Source organism: Colwellia sp., assembly GCF_013215345.1.
Classification (GTDB): domain Bacteria; phylum Pseudomonadota; class Gammaproteobacteria; order Enterobacterales; family Alteromonadaceae; genus Colwellia.
This window is the reverse complement of sequence record NZ_JABSOV010000038.1, coordinates 1-16,575: the sequence shown is the minus strand read 5'-3', so window position 1 is coordinate 16,575 and position 16,575 is coordinate 1. Positions and strand designations below refer to the sequence as shown.

The 16,575-nt window shown below is 39.8% G+C and carries 18 protein-coding genes; 10 read left to right on the top strand and 8 right to left on the bottom strand.

Going from position 1 to position 16,575, the window contains the following annotated elements; genetic code table 11:
- Positions 1–88: 88 nt before the first annotated feature.
- From HRT50_RS07870 to HRT50_RS07845, 6 genes are all read right to left on the bottom strand, one after another.
- Positions 89–841, bottom strand: a complete 753-nt coding sequence (locus HRT50_RS07870; RefSeq protein WP_291613128.1) for a pantothenate kinase — start codon at positions 839–841, stop codon at positions 89–91.
- The gene (gene birA / locus HRT50_RS07865) at positions 838–1,839 is read right to left on the bottom strand and encodes a bifunctional biotin--[acetyl-CoA-carboxylase] ligase/biotin operon repressor BirA (RefSeq protein ID WP_291613126.1); all 1,002 of its coding nucleotides are present in this window, start codon (positions 1,837–1,839) and stop codon (positions 838–840) included. Before birA ends, HRT50_RS07870 begins: the two co-directional genes overlap by 4 nt.
- Positions 1,832–2,947, bottom strand: coding sequence for a UDP-N-acetylmuramate dehydrogenase (gene murB / locus HRT50_RS07860; RefSeq protein WP_291613124.1), 1,116 nt, complete (start codon positions 2,945–2,947; stop codon positions 1,832–1,834). The genes birA and murB overlap by 8 nt, the downstream gene beginning before the upstream one ends.
- A 272-nt stretch (positions 2,948–3,219) precedes the next feature.
- Positions 3,220–3,876 carry a nitroreductase family protein gene (locus tag HRT50_RS07855; protein WP_291613122.1) on the bottom strand — a complete coding sequence of 219 codons (657 nt, stop codon included), beginning with the start codon at positions 3,874–3,876 and terminating at the stop codon, positions 3,220–3,222.
- A 138-nt stretch (positions 3,877–4,014) separates the two neighbouring features.
- Complete coding sequence (locus tag HRT50_RS07850) at positions 4,015–4,998, bottom strand: MDR family oxidoreductase (protein WP_291613120.1); 984 nt, start codon at positions 4,996–4,998, stop codon at positions 4,015–4,017.
- Positions 4,999–5,041: 43 nt separating this feature from the next.
- Positions 5,042–5,665 carry a TetR family transcriptional regulator C-terminal domain-containing protein gene (locus HRT50_RS07845; RefSeq protein ID WP_291613118.1) on the bottom strand — a complete coding sequence of 208 codons (624 nt, stop codon included), beginning with the start codon at positions 5,663–5,665 and terminating at the stop codon, positions 5,042–5,044.
- A 325-nt stretch (positions 5,666–5,990) separates the two neighbouring features.
- Here HRT50_RS07845 and HRT50_RS07840 point away from each other — a divergent pair, with 325 nt between their 5' ends.
- The 4 genes from HRT50_RS07840 to HRT50_RS07825 all read left to right on the top strand — a co-directional run bounded on the left by HRT50_RS07840 (position 5,991) and on the right by HRT50_RS07825 (position 7,835).
- A complete protein-coding gene (locus HRT50_RS07840) occupies positions 5,991–6,359 on the top strand; it encodes a hypothetical protein (protein WP_291613117.1) in 369 nt (122 codons plus the stop codon).
- Between the two features lie 84 nt (positions 6,360–6,443).
- Positions 6,444–7,106 carry a phage shock protein PspA gene (gene pspA, locus HRT50_RS07835; RefSeq protein ID WP_291613115.1) on the top strand — a complete coding sequence of 221 codons (663 nt, stop codon included), beginning with the start codon at positions 6,444–6,446 and terminating at the stop codon, positions 7,104–7,106.
- Positions 7,107–7,220: 114 nt separating this feature from the next.
- Positions 7,221–7,451, top strand: a complete 231-nt coding sequence (locus HRT50_RS07830) for a PspC domain-containing protein (protein ID WP_291613113.1) — start codon at positions 7,221–7,223, stop codon at positions 7,449–7,451.
- Between the two features lie 42 nt (positions 7,452–7,493).
- Entirely contained in the window at positions 7,494–7,835 is a 342-nt protein-coding gene (locus HRT50_RS07825) for a hypothetical protein (RefSeq protein ID WP_291613111.1), read from the top strand.
- Positions 7,836–7,867: 32 nt separating this feature from the next.
- Here HRT50_RS07825 and HRT50_RS07820 read toward each other — a convergent pair whose 3' ends face one another.
- Positions 7,868–8,605, bottom strand: a complete 738-nt coding sequence (locus HRT50_RS07820) for an enoyl-CoA hydratase-related protein (protein WP_291613109.1) — start codon at positions 8,603–8,605, stop codon at positions 7,868–7,870.
- Between the two features lie 92 nt (positions 8,606–8,697).
- On the opposite strand from HRT50_RS07820, the gene HRT50_RS07815 reads away from it, so the two are divergent.
- The 3 genes from HRT50_RS07815 to HRT50_RS07805 are packed head-to-tail and all read left to right on the top strand — an operon-like array spanning position 8,698 to position 10,931.
- Positions 8,698–9,141 (top strand): copper chaperone PCu(A)C, encoded by a 444-nt coding sequence (locus HRT50_RS07815; protein WP_291613108.1) that lies wholly within the window; start codon positions 8,698–8,700, stop codon positions 9,139–9,141.
- 34 nt (positions 9,142–9,175) lie between these two features.
- Complete coding sequence (locus HRT50_RS07810; RefSeq protein ID WP_291613106.1) at positions 9,176–10,171, top strand: DUF2333 family protein; 996 nt, start codon at positions 9,176–9,178, stop codon at positions 10,169–10,171.
- A 4-nt stretch (positions 10,172–10,175) separates the two neighbouring features.
- On the top strand, positions 10,176–10,931 hold the full coding sequence (locus tag HRT50_RS07805) for a TIGR04219 family outer membrane beta-barrel protein (RefSeq protein ID WP_291613103.1): 756 nt from the start codon (positions 10,176–10,178) through the stop codon (positions 10,929–10,931).
- Between the two features lie 116 nt (positions 10,932–11,047).
- On the opposite strand, the gene HRT50_RS07800 is transcribed toward HRT50_RS07805, so the two are convergent.
- A complete protein-coding gene (locus tag HRT50_RS07800) occupies positions 11,048–11,710 on the bottom strand; it encodes a lytic transglycosylase domain-containing protein (RefSeq protein WP_291613102.1) in 663 nt (220 codons plus the stop codon).
- A 162-nt stretch (positions 11,711–11,872) separates the two neighbouring features.
- On the opposite strand from HRT50_RS07800, the gene HRT50_RS07795 reads away from it, so the two are divergent.
- The 3 genes from HRT50_RS07795 (at position 11,873) to HRT50_RS07785 (ending at position 16,234) form a co-directional block, all read left to right on the top strand.
- Positions 11,873–13,726: an assimilatory sulfite reductase (NADPH) flavoprotein subunit gene (locus tag HRT50_RS07795; RefSeq protein WP_291613099.1), complete on the top strand. Its 1,854-nt coding sequence runs from the start codon at positions 11,873–11,875 to the stop codon at positions 13,724–13,726.
- On the top strand, positions 13,726–15,480 hold the full coding sequence (cysI, locus tag HRT50_RS07790; protein WP_291613097.1) for an assimilatory sulfite reductase (NADPH) hemoprotein subunit: 1,755 nt from the start codon (positions 13,726–13,728) through the stop codon (positions 15,478–15,480). The genes HRT50_RS07795 and cysI overlap by 1 nt, the downstream gene beginning before the upstream one ends.
- Before the next feature lie 67 nt (positions 15,481–15,547).
- The gene (locus HRT50_RS07785; protein WP_291613172.1) at positions 15,548–16,234 is read left to right on the top strand and encodes a phosphoadenylyl-sulfate reductase; all 687 of its coding nucleotides are present in this window, start codon (positions 15,548–15,550) and stop codon (positions 16,232–16,234) included.
- Positions 16,235–16,575 lie beyond the last annotated feature (341 nt).

Genomic DNA, 16,575 nt, shown 5'->3' with positions numbered 1-16,575 from the left:
AAATAAATGATAACTGCTTACTATAGCTCTGCGTAAGTACTTTATGAGCTATGTTTACTGCGTTTTTTTCGATAAGAATACTGCTCAACTATTCGCAATATTCTTGTAGACCGTAGAAAATAAGGTTATCGATAAATTGGATGTTTGCTACGGCGATAAATTTTTCACTGGTCTGCACTAACACTAACTTTGTTAACGCCATACCATCGCCACCGGTTAAGATAATACGATCGATGCTAGCTAATGCTTGAGCTTGCTCAATCGCTTGTTCAATCATACCTAAGGTTGCTGCCCAACAAGCATTATTAACATTATCGCTAGTGTTACTGCCAAATGCTAAGCTAGGTAGGGTTTTATTTTCCGCATGAACCAAGGTGCTATGAGTTAAAATACTATTAAATAGCGCTTTGATACCCGCTAATATCCAGCCACCTTGGTGTTGACCATTACTGGCCAGAAAATCGACAGTAGTGGCCGTGCCCGCATCTATGATTAAGACATTTTCATTCGGGTAAAGGTGTATCGTGCCTAATAACGCCAGCCAACGATCAATACCCAAACTCGTTGGCTCTTGATAAGCCGATAGCAAAGCATTTTTTTGCTGTTCACTATGCACTTGTTTAAAGCTAATTTTTTGCTCGCTACACCAACTAGCCAGTTCTGTGGTTAATGATGATTTAGCGACATTGGCAACAACAACTTGGCTAGCATAACTAAAGTGCTCAGCAAAGTAGGCTACGGTAAAGTCTTGATTATTAAGTTGCGTAGTAACTGATAATTGTCCTTCCCTCAGCTGAGCATATTTGGTTCGGCTATTACCAATATCAATTAATATTATCATTCATCTATCCTCAGGCTCACTTCACCGCCGTATACTGGTTTCACTTGGCCATTAATCTCTAATAATAAAGCACCTTGATTATTCACACCGCGACATATGCCATGTGTAGTGCGCTCGCCGGTAATTAATTTGACCCGCTTATTTAGAAAAGCATCTAACGCATGCCATTCATCTAACATAGGCGCTAAACCAGTTTGCTGATATTGATACAAGCGCTGGCGTAAACAAGTGATAAGTTGAGCACTCAAGGCGTTTCTATCAATTTTGACCTGGCTGTGTGATTGTAAATCTGTCCATTTTTGTTCAATTAGTTTACCTGCGGCTTCTGGCATATGTAGGTTTAAGCCTACACCGATAACACTGTGGCTAGGCTCCAACGCTTGGCCTTCAAGATCAATTAAAATACCCGCGAGTTTTACCCCATCAAGATAAATATCATTGGGCCACTTCAACTGAACTTGCACATTACTATGGACTTTTACCGCGTCACTGACCGCTAATGCCGTCACTAAACTGAGTCCCATAGCGGCTGATAAACCTTGCTCTAAGTACCAGTACATAGACAAGTAGATTTGTGAGCCAAAAGGAGAAATCCACTGACGACCACGACGACCACGACCAGCACTCTGATATTCAGCTAAACATACCTGTCCTGGCGATAATTGATTGGGCAAGCGTCTCATTAAGTAATCATTGGTCGAGTCAATTAAACTATGTACTTCAACCAGTGGCAAGTCGATTGGCTTGTCAATCTGCTTGCTCGCCTCAATGACCAATAAACTGATTATTCTTTCTTTATCAAGTAAATAAAGCGGCTGCGCTAACTTATAGCCTTTGCCAGTGACACTGTAGATATCTAGACCAATCTCCGTTAACACTTTAATATGCTTGGCAATAGCCGTTCGGCTAATGCCTAATTGCTCACCAAGTAATTGCCCAGAAACAAATTTCCCAGCAGCTAATGACTTGATCAAATGTTCTTTTACTGTTTTAGTCATTGTTACTTCCGTTAGAGCTGTGACTGTTAACGCTATTAGCAATAGGGTTAACATCACTCAATGATGAAAATGATCTTTCGCCTTGTTCGGTGATCATCCGCACTTCTGGTATTAGCGATATTGAAAATTTATCCGCTACTTTACGTTGGATATATTTCGCTAAGCTAACAATATCACCGCCAAGTTCACTACCATAATTGACTAATACCAAGGCTTGCTGCTGATGAACACCAACATGGTGATGGCGAAAACCTTTTAAGCCAGCTTGATCTATTAACCAACCCGCGGCCAGTTTTACCTGAGAGTTTGGCTGTGGGTAATGTGGCATATTTGGGTATTGCTGTTGTAACTGGACAAAGTCTGCGGCACTGACAACGGGGTTTTTGAAAAAGCTGCCAGCATTAGGTAATTCTTTAGGATCGGGTAACTTGCTACTGCGCAAGGCGATCACTTTCGCCATCACCTGCTTAGCAGTGCTATCTTTTGTCAAGGCATCTAAGCCGGCATAGCTGAGGTTTGCTTGCCATACTTTAGGAAATTTAAAAGTGACTTGCGTAATTAGGCCTTGGTTATAGCGCTCTTGCTTAAAAATACTATCGCGATAGGAAAAATCGCACGCTTGATTAGTGAGTGAGTGCATGGTTTTACTGGCAAACTCATACCATTGTACTTCTTGACAGTAATCGGCGAATTCAACGCCATAAGCGCCAATATTCTGCACAGGGGCCGCACCAACACTACCTGGAATTAAGGCTAAATTCTCTAAACCATAAATACCTTGCTCAAGGCAAAAGCAAACTAACTCATGCCAATTTTCTGCTGCGCCAACAGTAACAACAAAGTGATCATCTTGTTCAAGGATATTAATGCCGTTAAATTTCGGCTGAATAATAATCGGTGCTTGTGGCTCAACAAAGAGGGTATTACTGCCTTCACCAAGGATATAGAAATGTTCGGCGTTTAACTCAGGTAACTGCTGTAATTCAGCCAGTGTGCTGGGAAAATATATGTGCGAGCAACTCGCCTTAATATTAAAGCTGTTACTGCTTTGTAGCGAGTAATTTAAGTTTGAGTGCATAGCCACGAAAATGAAAAATGAAAGAATCATTATTGTACTGAAAAATCAGCTGAATACCAGTTTCATTACGTTGGTGATCTTGTTGTGTTCAGGAAAAACAAATCAAAGCAAGGCGCTCGATTGACCAATAGCTGGCGTGTGTGATTGAGAGCAACACCACCTTGGAGTATTTTAACTAGCACAAGTGGGCGATAATTTAATGAAATTGGTATCAAACCAATTTTTAGCTGAGATTAACAATGATCTAGCAGCAAGTATCCATTTGCTGCATCAATCACTTTCACTATTACAGAAAATTCACCTTAAATTCGAACTAAAATCTCACTTAGAGCAAGGCGTGATTTTGGTAACTTGGCATTGAAGTCTTCTTCTGAATGATGGTAGCCAATAGCTAAGGCGACGTCACACTGATAACCTTCAAGCTCTTCGCTAAATTCTTTATTAACCAGCTCAATATCAATGCCCTCCATTGGTGTTGAATCAATTTTCAACCGCGCCAGCACATGCAAGGTATTACCTAAGGCAAGGTATGTTTGTGCTTTGGTCCAAGTACTAGTATCACCATCTTCAGCTGTATTAAGCTCTGCAAACAGATACACGCCAAATGCTGCTTCACGATTTTCAGGTAAGGTGCGTTTGTCGGCAATCCCCTTATCAACCACTTTGGCATAATCGTCACGGGTATATTTAGGATTATGAGCAAAAAGAATCACCTGTGAGCTATCAAAAACATGTTTCTTATTATACTCATGCATATTGACGAAGGTTTTGCTCAAGCGCGTTTTTGCTGCATCACTTTCTAAAACAATAAACTTCCACGGTTGTGAATTAATAGACGAGGCCGAAAGACGCATGGCTTCAAATAGAATATCCAGGTCGGCAGGTGCAATTTTTCTGCTAGCATCATACTTTTTTACTGTATGGCGGCTAGAAAGATCTTCGATAATGGGGTGAGTCATAGTAGTTTCATCTTAATAAATAATATAAGCATAAGGTAATAGCTATTACCTAGATATTCAATGCCGCTCAAGTTAATTTTTGTTTAATATTACCTGAGCGGCAATTTCCTTACTGAAAATCATGACCTCATCAAGAAACTACCTATTTACATCAACCACGACACGACCGGTAATATCGCCATTGAGTAATTTACTGGCTGCTTCGATAGACTGCTCTAAGCTAATCACCTCTGCTATTGATTGCATTTCAGTTGCCGGTAACAATTCGGCTAATTTTTTCCAAGCCGCTATTCTGTCTGCTCTAGGACGCATGACGCTATCAATACCCAACAATGAAACCCCTCTTAAAATAAAGGGTGCTACAGAAGCGGGTAAATCCATGCCCTGTGCTAAACCACATGCAGCCACAGCGCCGCCATATTTTATACTGGCACAAACATTTGCCAGGGTATGGCTACCAACAGAGTCAACAGCAGCTGCCCACTGCTCTTTCATTAAAGGTTTACCCGGTGCTGATAATTCTGCTCTATCGATTATCTCAGTAGCACCTAAATTAGTTAAATAATCATGTTGTTCACTGCTACCCGTTGAGGCCACAACCGAGTAGCCCATTAGTGACAGAAGTTTTACTGCAAAGCTACCGACACCACCAGTGGCGCCAGTAACCAAAACCTTACCATCTTTAGGCGTAATACCGTTTTTTTCCAATGCTAGAATACACAGCATTGCGGTATAACCTGCTGTACCAATCGACATCGCCTGCAATGGCGAGATGCTTTCGGGTAAAGCAATTAACCAGTCACTATTTACTTTGGCTTTTTGTGCTAAACCACCCATATGCTTTTCACCGACACCAAAGCCATTAAGCAACACCTTATCGCCGACCTTAAACTCATTACTTTCACTGTGTTCAACAATGCCACTAAAATCAATACCTGGAATCATAGGGAAACTTCTAATGACAGGGGCTTTACCGGTAATTGCTAGCGCATCTTTATAATTAAGCGTGCTATATAGGACTTTCACTAAGACATTGCCTTGGCTTAAGTTATCTTCATCTATTTGCGTGCAAGATGTTCGATAACCGTGTTCATCTTTATCTACCTGTAAACATTTAAACATAGAACCTCCAATATAGACCGACTGTCTATTAATTAATAAAAAATTACTTTCTTAGTAGTTGTAGAAAATAGTGGATAAACAGATCAATAGGTTGGGTAGTTTTAACCAGCTTACAGCGACTTACTGCCCCTTCCCAACCAAGCCAAAAGAACTCGGCAAGTGAATCACATTCTTCTTGCTGCGCATCAGGATCAAGCACTGCTAGATGAGCAGAAATCTTACTTTGCCAACCTTGCATCACAGTAGACAATTTTTCACGATGACTATCGGGTAATAGCGCAATTTCTTGCTCAAGGTTGCCGACTAAACAGCCGCGATTAAAATTATATTTCTCGATACTTGCTTTAGCATCGTTAACAAAGCTCATTAGTCTCTGCTCTGGCACTAGCTGATCATTGTTTAAATGGCTATCAAGCTTACGGGAGAAGTAAACATCGTAATGAGTAATTACCGCCAGACCAAAGACTTCTTTATTGGCAAAGTAATAGTAGAAAGAGCCCTTAGGCACAGATACTTTTTTTAATATCTGCTCTAACCCTGATGAAGCAAAACCAAATTGGGTGAAATGTTCAACACCACTACTTATCAGCTCGGCTTTGGTTTGTGCGCTATCCCGACCAGATTTAGCCGGTCTGCCTCGACGTTTTATATCATTATTTAATTGCATTATTCATATTAGACCGATCGTCTATTTAATTACAAGCGCTAATTTATCTAAAAACAGACGTGCAGATTGGCTAACAAAACAACAGCTGGTCAAATAAACTAAAAACATAGTCAATTTAGCTAAAATATGAATCACTCCTTAGTGCCGCAATTTTACTTTAAGTATTACATTCAATAATTATCAATAATTATCAAGTACTTATATTATTTGTAATCTTTGGCACAGCACTTGTAATACTAAGTTCAAGCAAAACGATGTTAGATAACAACATCAAAAACTAGAACCACTTTATAGCCAACAGATACTAGACAAGAAGGAATTTATTATGAGCACATTTAACATGACTAAAAATACTAGCAACATAATTAAAGATGTAAGCCTTTCGGTAGTACTTATCGGATCTTTATTGGCTGCATTAACAGTAAGCACTCGTGTTAATGCAGCACCAACGTCAAGTATTGAAAGCGCCGTAAGCAACTTTGTTGTTGCCCAAGGAGAAAAAATGATTGTTGAGCTAAATACGCAATTACAGCAATCAATTGATAAAGAAATTAAAGCACTTGCTGCCAACTTCACACTGAATAGTGCGACAACTTGGTTAGCAGCAGAGCAAAAAATCACACAAAAAGTGAAACTAACGACAACCGTCGTCAATGTAGACAGCAAGGTAGCGAGTAATGTGGCTAGTAATTAAAAATTACTATCAAGCTAAATTAGCAAACTATAAACAACAACTAATTTTCAAAAATTAAATATCAAAAGAGCAGGAGAAAAAACTATGGGATTATTCAGCCGTTTTACCGACATTATTAATGCAAACTTAAACAGTATGTTAGACAAAGCCGAGCATCCAGAGAAAATGATTCGTTTGATCATTGGCGAAATGGAAGAAACATTAGTTGAAGTACGCACAACCGCAGCCAAAAATATTGCTGAACAAAAAACCTTAGCAAGAAAAGTAAAAGCGGCCCGAGAAGGCGTAGCGCACTGGCATGACAAGGCAGAAGTTGCCTTAAGTAAGTCTCGCGATGACTTAGCAAAATCAGCACTGGCACAAAAACATAAGTGCCAAGCTGAATTAACCCAACTCGATGGTGAAAATGGCCAATTAACTGACTTGTTAAGCGCCATTCAAGAAGATGCCCAACGCTTGCAAGATAAACTAAGTGAAGCTAAGCGTCGTCAAGAAGCGTTACTACTGCGTCAAGAGTCAGCGGAAGTAAGATTGAAAGTACGAGAAAAAGCCGTTATTCACAATATTGATGAAGCGATGGCAAAATTTGAACGTTACCAGCAAAAAATTGACCGTCTTGAAGCGCAAGTTGAGTCTTATGATTTAACTGAAAACAAAGATTTATCGACGCAAATTGCTGAATTAGAGCAAGACGAAAGCGTTGAAGCTGAATTGGCCGAAATGAAAAAAAAGGTTGTTAACGGTTAATGCATCGTTAATACATTAGCCTAAAGTCCCTCGTTTACGGGGGCAGCCTTTTTCATTTTATTACAGTAAAAAAGTAATAATGTATAAGTAATACCGGAAAACTTAGGAGTTCCCATGAGATACGACAGAGAATATTCAACTATAAAAAGTGTTCGTCAAACATTATGTAAAGACATGTTAAATAAAAAATTGACCGGTGTCTGTGCAGGCATTGCCAAACATTATGATTATCCACGCTTAGTAGTGCGAATTGCTGCTATTGCCGCGCTAATTATGTTACCCGTAGTTACTGGTGTTGCCTATGTCGTAGCAAGTATTTTGCTACCTAACAGCAAATATTATTAATCTATACCCGTTACCATTCATCTTTATAAAAGTGAGCAAAGCATGAGCTTCTTTAAGTCTTTAATTTTGGCCATTTTGGCCACCATTTTTTTAACCTATGTTTTTGGCGTTGGCATGTTGGAATTAATGAATGTGCATGTGATGATGGATGGTGAAGTCATTGAGCCATTAAAGGCCATAGGTGTTTCAGCTTTAGTGGTGGTGTTGTTAGTCGTGATTGCCCTAGCAATTGTCTTGAGTGTTTTTGGTAGCCTTATTTTTATTGTCTTGGTGCTATTTGGTAGCATTGCCATGGTGACTATCGGCGTTTTTTGGCCAATTTTATTAATGGCCGTAGTGATATGGTTACTTTGTCGAGATAAAAACACTAAGCAATATGCTTAGTGTTCAATAGCACAGTAGCTAATCATCACACTTTATTTAAAAAACTGAGCTAAGATGTTTTTACATTCATCGGTATTAACTAAACGAACAAACTCTTGGCTCTCATCGCTGATAGCTTGGCTTAACGCTAGTTTATGACCTTGACGAATTAAACGCCTGCTAGTCATTACCGCATCAACGGGCAAATTGGCAATTGCTTGGGCAATTTCTTCGGTAAGAGCAATAAGTTCATCTGGCTGACAAATTTGGTTAGCAATACCATAACTCAATGCTTGTTCTGCATTAAAGGTTTTACCTAACACCATTAATTCAAAGGCTTTATTTGCACCGACTTTTTGTGTTAATAACAAACTAGAACCCGCTTCTGGGCATAAACCCAGTTGGGTGAAGGGTAATTTAAATTTACTGTTATCGGCGGCAATCACCATGTCACAATGTAATAACAGCGTAGTACCGATACCAACGGCTACACCGGCGACACCAGCAACCAGAGGCTTGGTAAATTCTGACAGCACTTTAACAAATTCAAGGGCAGCTAAGTCGTCATCAGCTGAACACTGCATAAAATCATGTAAGTCATTACCAGCACAAAAGCAGGTTTCATTACCTTGAATGACTAAGCAATGAACACTTGCTGTTTTTTCTGCATAGGCAAAGTGCTGGCAAAGCTCTTGATACATAGCATTAGTTAAGGCATTTTTTTTATCAATACGATTCAAGGTAATGGTAAAAACACCTTGTTTTTCTGTCGTTAAAATCAAGTTACTCATTTATCACCAGTTTTGTTATGTGGGCTTACCAATACGATCAGTATCAGTTATAGTCAAACCATAATATTTGTTAGCAGGGATGTATAGTTACAATGAAAAATATTCACTATGGAAAATTTGTTATGCTTTTCGTTTTATTACTCGGTATGACAAATAATGTCTATGCAACCAGTGTAATAACTGTTGAAAATGCATACATTAAAGCAAGTATTCCCGGTAGCAGTGTGACCGCAGCATATATGACAATAACTAATGCTGGCGATAAAAGCGCTACCTTGCAAAAAATCACCAGTTCAATCTCTGCACGAATTGAAATTCACCAACACAGTATGGCAAATGGCATGATGACTATGCGTCAAGTAGACGACATAACTATTGATGCTGGCAGTCACGTTGTTTTACAACCTTCAGGTTTGCACCTGATGATTTTTGCAGTAAAACAGCAAATTACTGAACATGATGTTATTCCGTTAACATTATACTTCTCAAATGACACCGAAGTTAATATTCAATTACCTGTTTATCGTTATAAATAGTACAATAACCAACAATTTCATCCTTGGAGTGGCTATGAAAACCATGATCTCTACAAAAATCATTGTCTGGGCTTTTACCGGCATTTTTTTTCTTCTATACGGCGTTGGTGTTTATTGGAGTAGTGAACCTGCGTCCATTAATATTCATGCTGAAGTAACACAAGCTGCCAAAGCTGAAAATGTTGCTCCTGTAGTAGGTTACACCACCACAACTGCATTAATAAAAGTCAGTGAAATGCTATTACATAAACCGGGTGGTTACTTATCAAATGACATCATGCCGCCGTCACTGTTTTTAGATAATATGCCCGCATGGGAGTTTGGTGTTTTAGAAATGGTGCGTGATATGGCCTTAGTCATGCGTAAAGATTTCAGTCGTTCACAATCGCAATCCTTAGTGAATCAACATTTAAAAGAAGCGCAACCGCGCTTTAATATCGATAGTAAAAATTGGGCAATGCCAAGCGCTGAATCTGAATATGGCAAAGCGATCGAACAGCTTTATGCCTACCGTACGGCATTAGTCAGTAGTAATGGCAACAATAAGGCACAGTTTTACGCTCGCGCTGATAACTTACGTTCTTATCTTGATGAAGTTCAAAAACGTCTAGGCAGCTACTCACATCGTTTAAGTTTAAGTGTAGGTCGTGAACAAGTTAACACTGATTTAGCCGGTGATAACCGCGCTGAACAATCAAGCCAAGGTGTTTCTTATTTACAGCTTCAAACTAGTTGGTGGCAAATAGATGATGTTTTCTATGAAGCCAGAGGAGCAACTTGGGCATTACTACAACTACTTAGAGCCATTGAAATTGATTTTAATAGCGTGTTAGAGAATAAGAATGCCAAAATTAGTTTACAACAAATTATTCGTGAGCTAGAAGCCAGCCAAGAATCATTATGGAGCCCAATGATTTTAAACGGTAGTGGCTTTGGTCTGCTTGCCAATCACTCATTAGTTATGGCGAATTATATTTCTCGCGCCAATGCAGCATTAATTGATTTAAATGAACTTTTAACCAAAGGATAACAACATGAAAAAAACTTTATTAGCCGCCAGCTTTGCAGCGTTAATGTCTACTACTGCCCAAGCTGATACCTTATTAGGCTTGTATATTGGTGGCCAAATTTGGGCGAATGAAGCAAGTGGTAGTTTTGGTGAAGGTTTAGATAACCAAACAGTATTTGACTTTGATGACCAAAATCAAGGCAGTTTCTATGTCGCCTTTGAACACCCAATTCCATTAATCCCTAATATTAAAATAGCTTCTACAACACTGGATACTGTTGGTGGTACAACATTAAGTGAGACTTTTGTTTTTAACCAAGTTCCATATACAGCTAATTCAACTCTGGATACCACGCTAGATGCTAGTTTTGTTGATTACACCCTTTATTATGAAGTATTTGATAATGACTTATTATCCTTTGATTTTGGTTTAACCGCGCGTGATCTTGATGCAACTATCAACATTGTTGAGCCAGTTACCATGCTGCAAAGTGGCTTAGATGTTTCTGGCATTATCCCAATGGCTTACCTTTCCACGATTATCGGTTTACCTTTTACTGGTTTAAACGTCTTCGCTGAAGCTAACTTTATTAGCTTTGACGACCAAACCGTTTATGATGCGCAAATTGGTGTAAGTTACTCGATTTTAGATAACCTAGCGGTAGATTTTGACGTTACTTTAGGGTACCGAAAAATGAAAATGGAGTTAAATGATTTAGATGGCTTCTACAGTGATTTAACCTATGACGGTTTTTTTGCTGGTGCAGTTGTTCAATTTTAAAGCTCCGTTAATACCTAATACATAACCAGTACAAAAAATATAAAAAAGCCGTGACTATGATAAATAGCCACGGCTTTTTCATTTCTGGGTTTAGCTAGTTGTATTAATTACAGCGATTAGTTACTCACGTGAGAAAATCTGCCGTACCTTTGATGTAAAATCTCAACCCGCTCAACATACACTTGCGTCTCTTTGTATGGAGGAATGCCGCCATGCCGCTTAACTGCACCCTCGCCAGCATTATATGCTGCCGCTGCTAGATTATTATCACCATTATATTTTCTCAGCAAGCGTGCCAAATGTTTAACACCGCCATTAATATTCTGCTGAGCACTTAAGGAGTTTTTCACCCCTAGCTCTCTAGCCGTCGCCGGCATCAACTGCATTAAACCTTGGGCGCCCTGCTTAGACACGGCCCTAGGATTAAAATGAGACTCGGCATGAATAACAGCACGGACAAAAGCAGGATCAATACCATGCTTAAATGCCGCTTGATTAATATCACTTTTATAAGGCTGTAAATATAATTTGGCCTGACGCCAATCAATTAAGGAGTCGACTTTACAAGCATAGCAATCGAAGCGATAACGACTAAAGTCAACATCAAGGGGTTCAATATCAGAGAAAGACGTTACCCCTGAAGAAGATTTATAAGTATAAATATTTGTGGAATTTTTATCAGCAGCGACACTAACACCAGCCGTCAGCAAAGATAAAAAGATTAGAGCAAGGCTGTAAGCAAGTGTTTTTCGCCAGCGGATATTTAAAAGTACTTTCATTACGCCTCTATTATTCTGCCAGTTAATAGCAGCAAAACTTTCAAGTGTTTCAGATACACAGTCTATATTCCATTTTGGAATAAAAAATCGCTATCTATTCCTTTTGATCTTACTCTAATTTGTCTATTCTTCATCCTTCAATTGTCATGGGTGAAAATAGTTATGTTGCCAGAGCAGCGCTTATTAAATCAAAATACATCAAATTCAGCAAACAATAGTAGTGCCTTAGATGCTAATCAACTGGCCTCACTACAACAAAGCGTTGCTGATTACTCATCACTACAACTTGCTTGGGCAAGTGGTTATTTAGCGGCGAGAAGCGAGCAAGGTCAATATGCTCAACTAGCACCAGCTCCCGTTGCTGCTGCAGTCGTTGCCAAAACCTTAACTATTTTATATGCCTCACAAACAGGTAATGCTAAAGGTGTTGCTGGTCAGCTAGAAAAAAGTGCTAAAGCGGCAGGTATAAATGTTGTTCTTAAAAACATTGCCGACTATAAAGCTAAAGCAATAAAAAATGAAACACATTTATTAATTGTAGCCAGTACAAATGGTGAAGGCGAGCCACCTGATGATGCCATTGAATTTCATGAATTCTTATTAGGCAAGAAAGTCCCTAAATTACCAAATCTAAGCTACAGTGTTTTAGCCTTAGGTGACAGCAGCTATGAGTTTTTCTGTAAAACAGGTCAAGATTTTGATGAACGTTTACAAGCACTAGGTGCCAAACAAGTTAGCCCACGTGTTGATTGTGATGTTGATTACGACAGTGACAGTGAAAGCTGGACCTTAAGTATTGTTGAAACACTTAAAGACGAACTAACGCAAGCCGATGCTCCTTTAGCGACCGTCAGTAATATTGGTGGTTTACCTACTGCGGGTGCTGCAAGTCAATATTCAAAGCAAAATCCTTTGGCCGCAGAATTTTCATTAAGTCAAAAAATAACTGGTCGTGACTCAGCTAAAGATGTCCGTCACATTGAAATTGATTTAGGTGAGTCAGGTTTAACTTATCAAGTCGGTGATGCCTTAGGCGTTTGGTTTGAAAATGATGAACAGCTTGTTAGCAAGCTACTTACCGAGCTTAACTTCTCTGGCGATGAAAAAGTTAGCTTAAAAGTTTCAGGTGAAGTACAAGAGTTTTCACTTAAAGCTGCACTAATCAGCCAATTAGAAATTACCCAAACAGCGCCATCATTTATTGAGTTTTGGGCGCAAGCCTCTAAAGACAGTAAGTTAGTTACTGTTGCCAGTGATAAAAACTCGGCACGAGAGTTTGCCGGCGAGCATCAAATTATTGATGTTGTTAGCTTGGCAAAAGCTGAAATTGATGCACAAGGCTTTGTCGATGCTTTACGTAAAATCACCCCGCGTTTATATTCAATTGCCTCAGCGCAAGCTGAAGTTGAAGAAGAAGTACATTTAACCGTTGGCTTGGTAAGTTATGAAGCCAATGGCGATACTCGTACCGGTGGTGCCTCAGGCTTTCTAGCCGAGCGTTTAGCAGAAGGTCAAAAAGTACGAGTTTTTGTCGAACATAATGATAACTTTCGCTTACCACAATCTGACGACACAGCTGTTATTATGATTGGTCCAGGTACTGGTGTTGCGCCATTTAGAGCCTTTATGCAAGAACGTGAAGCACGTGATGCTGGTGGCGACAACTGGATGTTCTTTGGTGATCAAACTTTCACCCAAGATTTCTTATACCAAACTGAATGGCAGAACTATTTAAAGTCGGGTTTATTAACGCGCATGGACGTAGCCTTTTCTCGTGACCAAGCCGAGAAAATCTATGTACAAGACAGATTAAAAGAACAAGCAGCGGAAGTATTTTCCTGGTTAGAGCGTGGCGCACACCTATATATTTGTGGTGATGCTAACCGCATGGCTAAAGATGTTCACCAAACCCTGAACGAAATCATCCAAGAGCACGGAAAATTAACTGCCGAGCAAGCAGAAGATTATTTAAAATCACTTAGATCTAATAAGCGTTACCAGAAGGATGTTTACTAATGAGCAACAATTTCACCAAAGTTGAAAACCCTGTATTGATTGTTGAAGGTAAACAAGCCGATAACGAACGCATGAAAGCAGACAGTGATTACCTCCGTGGTACGATTAAAGAAGATCTAGCCGATAGAATGACCGGTGGCTTCACTGCTGATAACTCGCAGTTAATTCGTACCCACGGTATGTATCAACAAGATGACCGTGATATTCGCGCCGAACGTCAAAAGCAAAAGCTTGAACCGTTACATAACGTTATGCTCAGAGCGCGTTTACCCGGTGGTATTATTAACCCAACGCAGTGGTTAGCCATTGATAAGTTTGCTGATGATTATACTTCTTACGGCAGTATCCGTTTAACAACCCGCCAAACCTTTCAGTTTCACGGGGTATTAAAGCCAAACATTAAGTTAATGCATCAAACCCTGAACAGTATTGGCCTTGATTCAATTGCTACTGCCGGTGATGTTAACCGTAACGTACTTTGTACTTCTAACCCTGTTGAGTCTGAATTGCATCAAGAAGCGTACGAATGGGCTACAAAACTTAGTGAACATTTATTACCAAAAACGCGTGCTTACGCAGAAATTTGGTTAGATGAAGAACGTGTTGAAACGACAAAGGGTGAAGAAGTAGAGCCTATTTTAGGCAGTAACTATTTACCGCGTAAGTTTAAAACCACCGTAGTTATTCCACCGAATAATGATATTGATGTGCATGCTAACGACTTAAACTTTGTTGCCATTAGTGAAAACGGTGAATTAATCGGCTTTAACGTACTTGTCGGTGGTGGTTTAGCCATGACGCATGGTGATAATGCAACTTATCCACGTTGTGCTGATGACTTTGGTTTTATCCCAAAAGAACACACCTTAGCGATTGCCGAAGCGGTTGTTACTACGCAACGTGATTGGGGTAATCGTGTTAACCGTAAGAATGCCAAAACTAAATACACCTTAGACCGAGTTGGTGTTGATACCTTTAAAGCCGAAGTAGAACGTCGTGCTGGTGTTAACTTTAGCGATTCTCGTCCATACGAGTTCACCACCCGTGGTGATAGTTTTGGTTGGGTTGCCGGTATTGATGGCAAACATCACTTAACCTTATTTATTGAAAATGGTCGCATCCTTGATTCTCTAAGAGCTGATTTAGACGGTAAGACATTAAAAACCGGTATGCGTGAAATTGCTAAAATTCATCAAGGTGATTTCCGTTTAACCGCCAACCAAAACCTAATTGTTGCCGGGGTAGCTGAAGCTGATAAAGCAGCCATTGAACAACTGGCTCGTCAGCACGGTTTAATGAATGACGGTGTTTCGAAGCAACGTAAAAACTCAATGGCTTGTGTGGCCTTTCCAACGTGTCCACTGGCTATGGCTGAAGCCGAACGTTATTTACCTGGTTTAGTCGATGATGTTGAAAATATTCTCGCTAAAAATGGCTTGAAAGATGAAAGCATTATCTTACGTGTTACTGGCTGTCCAAACGGCTGTGGTCGCGCCATGCTCGCTGAAATAGGATTGATTGGTAAAGGTCCAGGTAAGTACAATATGTACCTTGGCAGCGATGTTGCGGGCTCCCGTGTACCAAAATTATACAAAGAAAATGTTGATGAAGCTGGCGTATTGAGTGAAATTGATGCCTTAACTGCCCGTTGGTCGGCAGAAAGGACTGCTGGCGAAGGTTTTGGTGATTTTGTTATCCGCGTCGGTATTGTTGAACAAGTTATCGTCAGCTTTAGGGATTTTCATCATGCTTAATACATCGACAAGTGTTGCTGAAGGGGCCATTAATAGCCCCTTAACGACACCATTTCCTAGCCCTTCGATGGCAGATTGGAATCAATCTCTTGAAAAAGAATCGCCTATTGCCCGAGTAGAATGGGCAATGGACAACTTACCGGGTGAATTTGTCTTATCATCTAGCTTTGGTATTCAATCGGCTGTTATGCTGCATTTACTTACCCAAGTTGATAGCAATATTCCGGTATTAATTACTGATACGGGTCACTTGTTTCCTGAAACTTACCGTTTTATTGAAGAGTTAACTGAACGTTTAAAGTTAAACTTACATGTTTATCAAGCGAAAGAAAGTGCCGCTTGGCAGCAAGCAAAATATGGTGAAGAATGGGCACAAAGTGATGATACCCTGAAAGCGTATAATCGCCGTAATAAAGTTGAACCGCTTGAGCGTGGCCTATCAGACCTTAAAGCAAACACTTGGTTTTCAGGTGTTCGTCGTCAACAATCGGCTCATAGAGAAGGTTTATCGGTAGTCAGTACCTTACGTGGCCGTTATAAAGTGCATCCAATTATTGATTGGACTAATAAAGACGTGCATGAGTATCTAACCAAGCATAATTTGCCTTACCACCCACTTTGGGATGAAGGCTATGTTTCGGTTGGTGATGTCCATAGTACCAAACCTTTAACACTGGGAATGAGTGAAGAAGATACTCGTTTTGGCGCTGGCCAACGTGAATGTGGTTTGCATACTGATGGTGATGGTATTTAATATCAGTAACTCTGTGATCATTGTTACTGATTAAAAAAAGCTAAAAGATATTCATCTTTTAGCTTTATTTGTATTTACACTAGAGTACTTTACTAAAGTGATTTGGCAACCGAACATCTTCGTCATTCCCGCGTTGTCTTAGTGGACGTCACATGGATGTGACTTATTAGAGAATGCAGGATGCATATTCTCCTGAATCCATTGTCTTTTTCTATTTGCCAATTAAAATAAAAACCTCAGAAAGCTGAGCAAAAACTGGATTCCCGATCAGTACCTCGGGAATGACGTGGCGCCCTACTCAGCAGAACATTCAGCTTTCAACTTCAACTAGGGTAAACCAC